The 13629-nt window shown below is 40.4% G+C and carries 8 protein-coding genes; 6 read left to right on the forward strand and 2 right to left on the reverse strand.

The window, feature by feature from the left end; all coding sequences use genetic code 11:
• The first annotated feature begins 2 nt into the window (after positions 1-2).
• The 4 genes from rdgB to I6E78_RS01000 all read left to right on the forward strand — a co-directional run bounded on the left by rdgB (position 3) and on the right by I6E78_RS01000 (position 4570).
• Complete coding sequence (rdgB, locus tag I6E78_RS00985) at positions 3-602, forward strand: RdgB/HAM1 family non-canonical purine NTP pyrophosphatase (protein ID WP_041454577.1); 600 nt, start codon at positions 3-5, stop codon at positions 600-602.
• Entirely contained in the window at positions 599-1735 is a 1137-nt protein-coding gene (hemW, locus tag I6E78_RS00990; RefSeq protein WP_197181803.1) for a radical SAM family heme chaperone HemW, read from the forward strand. Before rdgB ends, hemW begins: the two co-directional genes overlap by 4 nt.
• Before the next feature lie 124 nt (positions 1736-1859).
• On the forward strand, positions 1860-3692 hold the full coding sequence (locus I6E78_RS00995) for a DUF885 domain-containing protein (protein ID WP_197181804.1): 1833 nt from the start codon (positions 1860-1862) through the stop codon (positions 3690-3692).
• A 191-nt stretch (positions 3693-3883) separates the two neighbouring features.
• Complete coding sequence (locus I6E78_RS01000; protein ID WP_192531892.1) at positions 3884-4570, forward strand: hypothetical protein; 687 nt, start codon at positions 3884-3886, stop codon at positions 4568-4570.
• Here I6E78_RS01000 and I6E78_RS01005 read toward each other — a convergent pair.
• Positions 4539-5255: an SIMPL domain-containing protein gene (locus I6E78_RS01005; protein ID WP_011329260.1), complete on the reverse strand. Its 717-nt coding sequence runs from the start codon at positions 5253-5255 to the stop codon at positions 4539-4541. The genes I6E78_RS01000 and I6E78_RS01005 overlap by 32 nt on opposite strands.
• Before the next feature lie 112 nt (positions 5256-5367).
• On the opposite strand from I6E78_RS01005, the gene I6E78_RS01010 reads away from it, so the two are divergent.
• Together I6E78_RS01010 and I6E78_RS01015 are read left to right on the forward strand one after the other, a co-directional pair.
• Entirely contained in the window at positions 5368-8034 is a 2667-nt protein-coding gene (locus I6E78_RS01010) for a bifunctional acetate--CoA ligase family protein/GNAT family N-acetyltransferase (protein WP_011329261.1), read from the forward strand.
• On the forward strand, positions 8035-8988 hold the full coding sequence (locus tag I6E78_RS01015; RefSeq protein ID WP_011329262.1) for an ion transporter: 954 nt from the start codon (positions 8035-8037) through the stop codon (positions 8986-8988). It begins immediately after the preceding gene.
• Between the two features lie 57 nt (positions 8989-9045).
• Here I6E78_RS01015 and I6E78_RS01020 read toward each other — a convergent pair whose 3' ends face one another.
• Positions 9046-13551: an EAL domain-containing protein gene (locus I6E78_RS01020; RefSeq protein ID WP_197181805.1), complete on the reverse strand. Its 4506-nt coding sequence runs from the start codon at positions 13549-13551 to the stop codon at positions 9046-9048.
• Positions 13552-13629 lie beyond the last annotated feature (78 nt).

Genomic DNA, 13629 nt, shown 5'->3' on the forward strand with positions numbered 1-13629 from the left:
TTATGATAAAAACTTTAGTACTTGCCACAGGCAACCCTGGCAAAGTAAATGAACTTGCAAACATGCTCAGCCCACTCAATATTAATGTTGTGCCGCAAAGCGACTTTAACGTAGGTGAGGTGGCCGAAACCGGTACCACTTTTGTAGAAAATGCCATTATTAAAGCCCGCCATGCTGCCCTAATTACCGGTATGCCTGCTATTGCTGATGACTCGGGATTAGAAGTAGATGGTTTAAATGGTGCGCCAGGTGTGTACTCGGCGCGCTTTGCCGGTGCAGGTGCAACCGATCAAGATAACATAGATAAGCTACTACTTGAGCTGGGTAATAACCCAATTAGAACCGCACGCTTTTGGTGTGTACTGGTATTAATGCGCCACGCTAATGACCCAACTCCGCTTATTTGTAGTGCCAGTTGGGAAGGTGAAATAACCCTAACCCAAAATGGCGAAGGCGGCTTTGGTTACGACCCGGTATTTTTTGTACCAACGCTTAATTGCACCAGTGCCGAGCTTACAAAAGAGCAAAAAAATGCCATTAGCCATCGCGGTCAAGCATTACAAAATTTACTACAGCAACTTAAGCTAAAAGGCGGCCTGTGAACCTACCACCACTAAGCTTATATGTGCACGTACCTTGGTGCGTGCAAAAATGCCCATATTGCGACTTTAATAGCCACGGACAAAAAGGTGAAATTCCTGAAGCTGAATATGTGCAGCATTTAATTGATGATTTAAAAGCCGACCTGCATTTGGTGCAAGGGCGTAAAATTCATAGTATTTTTATTGGTGGTGGCACACCTAGCTTATTAACTGGCGCAGCTTACACACGCCTACTTAGTGAGGTTAAAAGCCTTATTGGGCTTGAAGATAACTGCGAAATAACCCTTGAAGCAAACCCAGGCACCGTTGAAACTGGCCGCTTTAAAGATTATGTAAAAGCAGGTATTAACCGCATTTCTATTGGTGTGCAAAGCATGCAAAACGACAAGCTTAAAGCGCTTGGCCGTATTCATGGCAGCGACGAGGCAAACTACGCCGCAGAGCAAGCTAAAGAAGCGGGGTTAAATAGCTTTAATCTTGATTTAATGCATGGCTTACCTGGGCAAACTCTCGATGATGCACTGGGTGATTTAAAGCAAATCATTGCCTTTAACCCGCCGCATATTTCTTGGTATCAGCTTACTATTGAGCCCAATACACAATTTGCTTCTAAGCCGCCTACCCTGCCACAAGACGAAACCCTATGGGACATTCAAGAGCAAGGCCAAGAGTTACTTGCCCAAGCAGGTTACCTGCAATACGAAATATCAGGCTATGCAAAGCCCGGCTATCAATGCCAACACAACTTAAATTATTGGCGTTTTGGCGATTATATCGGTATTGGTTGTGGCGCGCATGGTAAGGTAACTGATGCAAATACAGGCATAATAACCCGCACCGAAAAAGTTAAGCACCCGCGTGGTTACATGGATCTGATCAAACCTTACTTGTTTAAAAGCTGGCAGGTTGAACAAGACGATTTAGCATTTGAGTTTTTTATGAATCGCTTTCGTCTAGTAGAGCCTTGCCCTATTAACGACTTTAATGCGCTTACACAGCAGCCATTACAAAGCCAACAACACGCGCTACAACAGGCAATTAAAACGGGCTTATTAATACAAACCGATAGCCATTGGCAAGTAACACTGAAAGGTCAGCGCTTTTTAAATGATCTGCTAGAGTTATTTGTTTAACTCTAGGCTCTAGGCTCTAGGCTCTAGGCTCTAGGCTCTAGGCTCTAGGCTCTAGGCTCTAGGCTCTAGGCTCTAGGCTCTACAAAATTATAATAATAAATTTCTAACATCAAGAGGATAAATAATGCGTAAATTTACTTTTATTGCAGCTGCAGTAAGCGTTGCACTACTTGCGGGTTGCCAGCAAGCTACACAACAAGTAACAGCAGTACCTGCGGTACAGGCACAACCAGTACAAAGCGAAATAAACAAAGCAAATACATTTTTTGAAGATACCTTTACTCGTGACGTAATGAGCAGCCCTGTGTATCAAACTTACATGGGTATTAAGCAAGATTACGACAAGTGGGACGATGGTAGCGAAGCTAAAAAATTAAAAGATTTTGCACAAACCAAAGCTGATTTAGTAACGCTTAATAGCATTAATCGTGCTCAGCTTGATGATGCAACTAAAGTAAGTTACGACTTAAAAAAGCAAGATCTTGAAAACTCAATTGCTGACTTCAAATGGCGTTACCACAGTTACCCGGTAAACCAAATGTACGGCACTCACTCTATGATCGCGGCATTTTTAATTAACCAGCATCAAGTAAGTGATGTAAAAGACGCTAAAGCGTATATATCTCGCTTAAACGGTGTGCCAGCAGTATTTGATCAGTTAATTACTGATTTAGAAGTACGTGCTGAAAAAGGCATTATTGCCCCTAAGTTTGTATTCCCGCATGTTATCGACTCAAGTAAAAATATTATAAAAGGCGCTCCATTTGAGCAAGGCGACGACTCTACATTGCTTAGCGACTTTAAACGCAAAGTTAATAAACTAGAAATCAATCAAAGCGAAAAAGACAGCTTAACAGCTGATGCAGTAGATGCTTTAAAGTCGGCGGTTAAACCTGCTTACTCTAAACTGATTAATTATATAGCCCAACTTGAAAAGCGCGCAGATAACCGCGACGGTGCATGGAAATTTCCTGATGGCGAAGCGTTTTATAACAATGCGTTAAAGCGCACCACCACCACAGACCTAACAGCAAAAGAAATACACGCTATTGGCCTTGCTGAAGTAGCTCGTATTCATGACGAAATGCGCGCCATTAAAGATAAAGTAGGTTTTAAAGGCGATTTAGCCGCTTTCATGCAGTTTATGAAAACCGACAAGCAGTTTTATTTACCAAATACTGATGCAGCTAAAGAGCAATATATTAGCCAAGCAACCGACCTAATTAATAATATGAAGTCGCGTCTTGATGAGTTATTTATTGTAAAACCAAAAGCCGATATGATTGTAAAACGCGTTGAAGCATTTCGTGAAAAAGCAGCTGGCAAAGCGTTTTATCAACAACCTGCACCAGATGGCTCTCGTCCAGGTGTTTACTACGCCAACCTTTACGACATGGAAGCTATGCCCACTTACCAAATGGAAGCACTAGCCTATCATGAAGGCATTCCGGGGCATCATATGCAAATTGCAATTTCGCAAGAGCTAGAAGGCGTGCCTAAGTTTCGTAAATTTGGTGGCTACACTGCTTATATTGAAGGTTGGGGTTTATACTCTGAGCTAGTACCAAAAGAAATGGGCTTATACGAAGACCCATATTCTGACTTTGGTCGCCTTTCGATGGAATTATGGCGCGCAGCACGTTTAGTGGTTGATACAGGTATTCACGCTATGCAGTGGAACCGCCAACAAGGTATTGATTACTACGTAAATAACACACCTAATGCGACCTCTGACGGGGTTAAAATGGTTGAGCGTCACATTGTAATGCCATCGCAAGCAACTGCTTATAAAGTGGGTATGCTGAAGATTTTAGAACTACGTGAAAATGCAAAGCAGCAACTAGGTGATAAGTTTGATATTCGCCAGTTCCACGACGTAGTGCTTAAAAATGGCCCTGTACCACTTAACGTACTAGAAAACTTTGTTAATCAGTGGATAGCAAGTAAACAAGCTTAACTTGTAATAACTCAGTAACAATATAGAAGGTCGCTTATGCGGCCTTTTTTTGTTTTATAAGCCAATTGTTTAAGCTAGAGTAGGTAACCTGAGCTCCGGATAATAAAATTAAATATAACTATGATTCAATACATTAGTAAATCTCTTAACCAGTGTTCAGGCTAGGTAATAATAAACTAAGGAGATAAGCCATGGAATTATGCATACAATTACTTAACGCACGCCTTGCTAAGTATCAACTCGACGAGCTTGATAACGACTTTAAGCAGTTAACCCCTGCTCAGCAAGCAAGCCAATTAATGCACTTGTATCAAAGCGCGCAGCGAATGAGTGTTAAATATAACTTTATGCAAAATGTGGCAATCCGTATTTTAACCAGTAACCCTTTACCAACATCGTTTATTAGCCAACTAAGCACCCTAGACGCATTAAGCTTTTTTACACCTGCGCTTAAAGTTAACAAGGGTTTTTTGGCGCAAAATGAGGCCGGTAACACTGTGTTGCATACTGTATTTAAACACCCTGATGCAGATAATTTACCGTTTAACTATGTACGTTCGTTAATGTTATTTGAATCTAACGATGACTTACTAAAAGCGCTGGCACAGCCTAACCTGCAAGGGTTAACGCCAGTTGCCTGTTATATTGCTTATGCAAATAAACCGACTACGCCAATAAAGCATGAGTTCTCGGCGCTACTCGCATTAATGGAAATGGAGCAAAAGCAAAATGCACAAGCAAAACAGCAATTATTAAATGTATTACAAAGCAATACGGTAAACGAAACCACGCTTTTATTAAGCGCTGCCTATTTACAGCGCTCAATAACTCAAGTGATTAATTTACTTAGTCAGAAAGATAATATTCAACACTCGTAACCACGCGAATATTTTTGATTTGCGGCGTATTAGAGTCACGATCACTAATGCTAAATTGCCCTTGGCGAGCCGTTTTTATTTTACCTAATTTTGAATTTGAGTCTTTGGCAAATTTAGTCGCAACTTCACGGGCTTTTTCGGTGGCCTCTTGTACCATTGCTGGTTTAATGTCGTTTAAACCAGTGAACATATACTCCACACGGGTTTCGTAGTTATCTTGCACTATGGCAATATTTTGCTTAGCCAGCTGACTTACCTTGCTCAGGGCATTTTTTACTTTGTCGGGCGCATTTGAATAAACAATAATATTAGAGCGCACTATATATCTAAATTGTTGATTTTCGCTGCCGTATTCGCGAGCTTGTTTATCTATAATTGATTGGCTGCCAGTGCTAATTTCTTCATCATCAAAGCCGTGTAACTTTAAAAATGCAATTACTGCATCGTTTTTGCCCTCAACTCTACTCACTAACGCTTCTAAGTTATTGTCGGCATCACTAAATTGCAGTGGCCAGATCACAGTATCGGCCAGCACTTCTTGCTCAGCCAATCCTTTTACTTGTACGGTACGTTCCATACCTTTGATATCAAGCGCAGCACCTTTTAAAATAAATCCTAAGCTAATTAGGCCTATACTTAAACAAATAGCCGCAATAACAATATTAAAGTTAGATACTTTATTCATTAAAACTCCCTTGTTAAGCGCCTAAAACAACCCTAAACGCTCGAAAATATAATATAAACAGAGTACATTGTGAAATAATAGATAGCAAAGATTAATCAGCATAGGAAAAGCCATGAGTCTCAAGCGGATCAGTCAGTTTTTTAACCCAAGCTCGGTAGCCGTTATTGGTGCATCTAACACGCCAACCCGCGCTGGTTATGTAGTTATGCGCAACTTATTGCAAAGTGGTTTTAAAGGGCCAATTATGCCAGTAACGCCAAACCACACTGCGGTGCATGGTGTACTGGCATACCCTAGTATTGATGCTTTGCCAAAAGTACCTGATCTCGCGGTTATTTGTACTAATAAAAACACTTTAGATCTTATTATTGAGCAACTTGGAAAACTGGGCTGTCATAATGCCATCATCATTGCTGACGGCTTAAGTAACGCACAAAAACAAACTTTAAAAGAGTGCGCACGTAGCCATCAAGTTACGCTGTTGGGCCCAAATTCTTTAGGGTTATTAATTCCTCATATTGGCCTAAATGCCAGCTTTTCACATACCGTAGCGAGCCCTGGCAAACTCGCTTTCGTTTCACAATCGGCGGCAGTGTGCTCAACCATTTTAGATTGGGCAAAAAATAAAGAAATTGGCTTTTCTTACTTTGTGTCAATGGGCGATTGTCTGGATATTAAATTTACTGAATTGCTCGACTTTTTAGGTCGCGATGCTAAAACTACGGCTATTTTGCTCTACATAGATAACATTGAGGACAGTCGCAGCTTTATTTCAGCCGCTCGAGCGGCTGCTTTTAGCAAACCCGTAATTGTAATTAAAACGGGCAGGACCCATGCGGGCGCTATTGCCGCTGAAGCTCAATCGGGAATAGCGCATAGCTCAGATGCGGTATACGATGCTCTATTTCAGCGCGCGGGTATGTTAAGAGTAAACGATTTACGCGAGCTATTTGCTGCAACGCAAACATTAGCCATGCACCCAAAATTATTAAAAGTAGAGCAGCTCACTATTTTAACCAATGGTGGCGGCCCTGGCGTAATGGCAGTAGATGAGCTAATACAAAGTTCAGGTAAATTAACGCAATTGAGTGAAGAGACATGTGATGCACTCAATAAAGTAATTCCTCGCTCAGAGAAGGCCTCAAACCCGGTGGATATTTTTGGTGACTCAGCCCCGAGCCGCTATAAGCAGGCGTTAGAAATTCTACTTAAAGCTCCTGAAGTAAAAAACTTACTGATTATTCACACTCCATCTGCGCTAGCACCTAGCGAAGACTATGCAAATATTATTGTTAAAACCTTACAAGCACTCCCAAAAATGGCGCGCCCGTATGTTATTACTAACTTTACCGGTGAAGATGCCGCCTATGCTGCTAGGCGTGTTTGCGCTAATAACGCGATCCCAACTTATCGTACTCCCGAGGGCGCTGTTGGGGCCTTTATGCACTTAGTTAGTTATCGACGCAATCAAAAGCATTTAACCCAAACACCTGAGTCGAATACCGTAGATACAAAAATTAATAAGTCGGCAGCTAAAGCCTTAGTAAATGAATTTTTAGAAGAAGGACAAAGTTATTTACCGACCCATCAAGCGAGCCAAATTTTAAGTCATTACGGTATTGAGTGTATTCAAACCGAAGTGGCTTACACGCCAACAGAAGCAAAAGAGCAAGCCATTGAGTTAGGGTTTCCGGTGGCGCTAAAATTAATTAGCCCAAGCATTCCTTCAAAATCTGAAGTGGGTGGCGTAGTGCTTAACTTAAATGACGCTCAAGAAGTAGAGCAAACTGCTTTTTCGATGTTATTAAGAATAAAGAACACTTATCCCGATGCCATTATTGATGGTTTTTCGCTACAAAAAATGGCGCCGCGTGCCGGAGCCAACGAGCTGCGAATAGCAATAAAAACAGAGCCTAATTTTGGTCCCGTTATTTTACTAGGAGAAGCAGGCACCGGCCTTGAATACGCACAAGCAGCAGTAGCTTTGCCCCCGCTAAATATGAACCTAGCAAAATACTTAATTGCCGCGGCGCACGATAAAGGCGTACTAAAGGATCGTATTCTACCTGAAAAAGTAGATAAATACCGGCTCTGCGCACTGCTTACTCGCATCTCGCAGTTAGTAATTGATCAGCCCGACATTAGTTCCTTAGAGCTCAACCCTATATTAGCCAGTAATGGGCAATTTTTAGTGCTGGACGCCACCATGACCATTAACCGCTATCGAGTGCAAACGCATCGTAAACGTTTATCTATTCGCCCCTACCCGATTGAATTGGTAGAGGCCGTAACGTTAAAAAATAATACCCAAGCGACGCTGCGCCCAATTAAACCAGAAGATGAGCAAGCACATCAGCAGTTCGATCAGTCTTTAACTAAAGAGGATCGCTATAAACGATTTTTTGGGGAGTTAAGGCAGTTTAATCACGACCAACTCGCTAAAATGACGCAAATAGATTACGACCGTGAAATGGCCTTTATTGTATCTCAAACATATCAAGGGCAGCCTCGCACTCTTGGCGTATCGCGCGTTATTATGGATCCTGATAATTTACAGGCCGAATTTGCCGTTGTAGTGCGCTCAGACTGCCAAGGCCTTGGCCTAGGTCGTATATTAATGACAGCCGCAATTGAGCACTGTAAGCGCCAAGGAGTTAAATCTATTGAAGGGATTACTTTACCAGAGAATACCGGCATGATTGAGCTTGCGCGTAAATTGGGCTTTAAAATAAGCCGCGACTTTGAAGAAGGCAGTATAAATATGGTACTTAAACTATAAATGAACTATATACGAAAACTTAGACAAAAAATTGCGCACACTTTTGAAGCCTCTGGAGAGTATCAGCGCGCGGGGCACATACTTGATGTAATGCTGGTTTGTCTCATAATGGTCAACGTAGTTGCCATTGTACTTGAGTCTGTATCGAGTATTGCTAAGCAGTACCATGAAGAATTTTTCTTATTAGAAATTGTTTCCATAACTATATTTTCTATTGAATACATAATACGGCTTTGGACCTGTGTAGACAGAGTTAAATATGCAGCTATTGAGGGCTCAAATACCAAACGACGCTTGCACTATATTTTTTCGCCTTTAGCATTAATTGATTTAATTGCTATATTACCTAGCTTATTGATGTTTTTCTTTATGCTAGATTTGCGCTTTTTACGAGTTTTAAGGTTACTGCGAGTATTTAAGTTAACCCGTTATTCGCGTGCTATGCAGTTGCTGTTACAAGCCTTTATTGATGAAGGCAGTACACTTTTAGCGGCATTTTTTATTATGGCCGTGGTGCTTATTTTAGCCTCTTGTGGTATTTACTTGCTTGAACACGATATACAGCCCGATAAATTTGGCTCTATCCCTGCGGCAATGTGGTGGGCTATGGCAACGCTAACTACCGTAGGTTACGGCGACGTAGTGCCCATAACACCTATTGGTAAACTATTTGGTGGGGTAATAACCCTAGTGAGTATGGGAATGGTTGCAGTGCCTACCGGTTTACTTGCATCGAGCTTTTCTGAGCAAGTACGCAAACGCCGTCAAGTATTCGAAAATGCAGTACATGAACAGATCACTAACGGCACTCTCAGCGAGGAGCACCTCAGTCACCTTGAAGATCTGCGTTACAAACTAGGGCTGAGTAAACTAGAGGCCAATAAAGCCATAAAAGTTCAGCTTAACGAGCGCAGCGAACACATGTTTTGTAGAAACTGTGGCAAGCGCCCATAAATAGGTTAAAAGTAGTTGTCAGCTTTTAGCTGGCAACTGCACACTAAGGGCTTTCCTTTAATCTTGCTTAAACACGTCGCTCCAATCGCGAGTAATTAAAGGAATAACAGCATTTGTGGGCACAGGTTTACTAAATAAATAACCTTGAAAATAGTCGCAACCAAGTGCTTTTAAAAATACTAATTGATGGGTACTTTCAATGCCTTCTGCCACACATTCTTTATTTAAGCTGTGGGCTAAAGTAAGCGTAGATTGAATAATTGCCTCATCATTAGAATCAACCCCTATATCTTGTACAAAACTACGGTCAATTTTTAATACATCAATAGGAAAGCGCTTCAAATAAGTTAACGATGCGTAACCTGTACCAAAGTCATCCATATAAAGCCTACAACCTAGTTGTTTTAACATATCCATACTCGATAAGGCCTGCTTTGAATCGCGCATTAATATTGATTCTGTTATTTCAAATACAATCGCCTTAGAAGGGATAGCTGCTTTAATTAATGCCTTTTTAATTTCAGGCACCAAGTGTTCAAATTCAAAATCGAGTGCCGATAAGTTAATCGACAAATATAACTCGGGAGCAATTTTGCGCCAAGCCACTAACTCTTCTAAAGCACGGCCCAATGTTTGCAGCATTATTTTTGTAATTAAACCAATACTCTCTGCCGCTAACGAAAACTCTTGAGTGTTCACTAATTGATTTTTTGGCCAGCGTAGCAATACTTCAAAGCCTTCGGTTTTTTGGCTATTAGCACTTATAATAGGTTGATAATAATTACAAAATTCATGCTCTTGATGCGCTTTAGTTAACTGCGATTCTAGGTGCAGTGCTTTTTGCACCCGTTGATTCATCTCTTGCTTATAAAACTTATAGCTCCCTTCTAAATTATCTTTAGCGTGGTATAAAGCAATATTGGCAGCTTTTAATAGATCTTTATATTGCTGCGCATCACCTGGATATGTGGCAACACCAATGCTTAAATTAATATTAATTATTTGACCATTAAGGGCAATATTTTTATTAACACAGCCCATTAATTTAGTGCAAACGAGCAATACCTCTTCTATTTGCTGTATATCTTCCACCAACACAACAAATTCATCACCACCAAATCGAGCTACGCTATCGCTGGGGCGTAAGGTACTTTTTAATCGCTCTGCCACTGTTTTAATCAATTCATCGGCAACTTCTCGCCCTAACGAATCATTAAAGTGTTTAAAGCGTTTAATATTAATATGCAGCAAAGCAACCTTACTGTTATGGCGCTGTGCTTGATCAATGGCATGTATTACACGGTCATTAAATAATGCCCTATTTGGCAGGCTAGTTAGCTGATCGTAGTTGGCGAGTATATGCAGCTCATTTTCTGCTAATTTTTGTGCATTAATATCGGTTAAAATAACAACGTAACTGGTTAGTCTGTGTTCGTTATCGGCAACTGCACTTATTTTAACAAGCACGTGGCGTTGCTCGTTATTAACCAATGTTACTGTGTCTTCGCAAGAAAAGTGCTCCCCTACATTGAGCTTTTGCATAATGCGCAAGTAATCAAAGCGGCTGCTGCGCGAAATTCCTAAATTAAGTACTCGACTAGAGCGCGGCTCAGCTGGGAAGTTAAACGCAGTTTGCAAGGATTTATTAGAGGCGCGTATATTAAAGTTTTTATCGAGTATAAATACCCAATCGCGAGTTTGCTCAAAGGCTGCTGCGAATAAGCGAGCATGCTCTTCAAACACCATTTCACGGGTCATATTGGTGTAAGTTCCGGCCACTTTTTGCGGTAATTTATTATGCCACTCTACTACTTTGCCAAAATCTTTGTACCAGCGCCAATGCCCTTTTGCATGCCTAAGCCTGTAGGTACAATTAAAAGATCCTTTATCTGTAGATAAAAACTCTAACCACTCCAATCTAAATAAAGGTCTGTCTTGTGGGTGTATTTTTACTAAATAGTCATCTAAATTTACGCATTCAACGCTGTAGCCTAATTCATTTATTAACCGCGGTTGATAAATACTAAGGCTGCTTGACTGCCAGTCCCAAACCCCGGATTCACTGCCCTCTAGTGCCAGTTTTAAACGCGCTTCGCTTTCTTTACTTTCTTTGTGAGCTGCCAATAAAATACGCTGTATTTTATTGCGGCGCATTACCCAAGCAACCACTAAAGCAATTAACAATAATGCATATAGCACCACAAAATAAGGGGCACGCCATAGTGGGTATTTCACTTTTATTTTTAAACTAGCGGGCGACGTATATTCGCCGGTTAATGGGTCTTTAGCCCACACTTTTAATTGGTAGTTACCCGGATTTAATTTTGGAAATAACACTCTGTTGTTACGGGTATAACTTTTTTGCCCGTTATCGAGCTGATACTCATAAATAATCCGCTCTTGAAAACTAAACGACATTGCCGAAAAAGCTATTTCTAAACCTATATCGTCATGATTTAATGTTATTTCTTCAAGTGGTTGCTGTAAATTAAGCGACAAGTTTCGCGACATTAAATTGATCCGAGTAATATTAACGTGATCAATTAACGCTTTGGTGTTTTGATTGTTCATTGGGTGAAAATAGGTAAAGCCTTTTAGGCTACCATAAGCAATACGCCCATCTTTTAAATGTGCCATAGCGCCGCTGTTAAATTCTGCAGAGAGCAGCCCTTCTGACGTAGTAAATTGCTGAAAATGCAGTGTAGTCGGGTTTAAACGCCAAATGCCTTTATGACTACTCATCCAAATCATGCCATCGTCATCAAGCACCATATCGTACAATAAGGTACCCAATTTGTTTTTGTCTAAATCAATAGTATGAACAAGTTCATACGTTAAGGCATCAATGCCAATCAGGCCAAAGTTGGATAACGAGAGCCATAAAATATTATTACGATCAACTTCATACGACAGCACATTTATGGCAACATTTTCATGTTGTTTAGGAACCTTATATATTATTTTTAGAGTTAAACTGTGAGGATTAACTTGATATAAAATCCCACCACTAAAAAATAAAGGTTTATCTGGTTGTGTCGATAATGGTGGTAAAAACCCATGCGCTAAAAAAGGGTCAAACTGAGTAAACTCGCCCTCTAACTGGGTTAGTTGCTGGGTATTAATATTATACATAAGCATGCCATGATCTGAGTGCACATAGTACAAGTTACCATCGGGCATTAAAGTAACACCATGAACCCAGCCGGCGATCAGCTTTTGGTTGCTCGGATTTTGTGTTTGCGGCTCAGTTAATTGCAGGCTAACAGGGTCAAAAATAAATAAACCTCTGTTGGAGTGCAGCCATAATTTATTTTTATAAGGCATTATTTTATAAATAGTAAATTCAGTGGTTAGCAAATCAACTTTAAAATCTTGTAAATACGTTTTGCCTATATTTGTTTTTAAATCAACTTCAGTTAAACCATTATGCGTAGCTAGCCATAGCTTGTCTTTATACTCAGTAATACCCCAAATAGAATGATGCGATAAGCCGTCACCGCCAAGCATGCTGCCCTCAACATTGGTAAACTGATAGTTATTATTGGCTAAATAAAACGCCCCATCTGTTTTAGTGGCCACCCATGTTCCACCAGAATTATCTTTAACCATATCAATAATACTCGTATCGGCTAGGGTATATTTACTTTGGTTAATGCGGGTGTTTTTTATTATTTCCCCCGTTTTTAAATTAAACTTGAACAACCCTTTATCAGTGGCTAAATCAATTTTTTCATGGTCATTTGTAATTTGCCAAATGTTTAAATTATCAAGCAATACACTATTGTTAAATGCCACATCGGGGCGCTCAAACATGCTCGATAAATTGCTAATATCAACTTGGTACAACCCTTTAACAGCGCCCACTAATAGCTGATTATTGTTAGCAATAGCAAATGACTTCACATTATTTTGGTAAATATGCTCAGCCTCTGCGCGTAAATGCTCTAATGGCCGCACTTTTTCACTGGCAATATCAAACACATAAGCACCATGACTCGTACCAATAAATATATAGCCATTATAATAAAATAACTTTCTAACTAGGGTACTTTTGTATTTACTCGGAAGCTCAAAAATAGTGGTTATTTCACCACTTTCAATATCAAGCTTTGCAAAGTCACGGCCTCGGCCAATCCAGAGGGTTTTATCATCTATTGCTAACATGCTAAAAACAGATTGATTAATTATCTGCTCTTCGCTTAGCGGCTTTTCTAAAAACTGTTTATAAGAATCGGTAGCTGGATCATAGCGAAATAGCCCTGCCAGCAGTGAGGCAATCCAAATATGCCCTTGGGTGTCTTGATATATGCGGTCAATAATAGCTTCTTCAAGCTCACCATTAGGCCCGTTAATTGGCATTACTTGGTAGCCATCATAACGGTTAAGGCCACCTTCTGTTGCCAGCCATAAGTAACCGTTATTATCAATAAGCATAGTATTAACATAGCTTTGAGATAGCCCCTCACTAGGAGATAAACGCTTCACTTGTGCGTTTATTTGGCTGCTCATTATTAGCATAAGTGCGAGCAAGCAACTTATTGTTCTGTTAATAGCTTTACCCATTCTTGATCCCACTTATTATGTTGCTTTTGATAGGTATTTGACTGCGACGATATACGATATTGGTACACACCAAAAGCA

It is taken from the genome of Pseudoalteromonas sp. NZS127 (assembly GCF_015864805.1).
In the GTDB taxonomy this organism is placed as follows: Bacteria; Pseudomonadota; Gammaproteobacteria; order Enterobacterales; family Alteromonadaceae; genus Pseudoalteromonas; species Pseudoalteromonas nigrifaciens.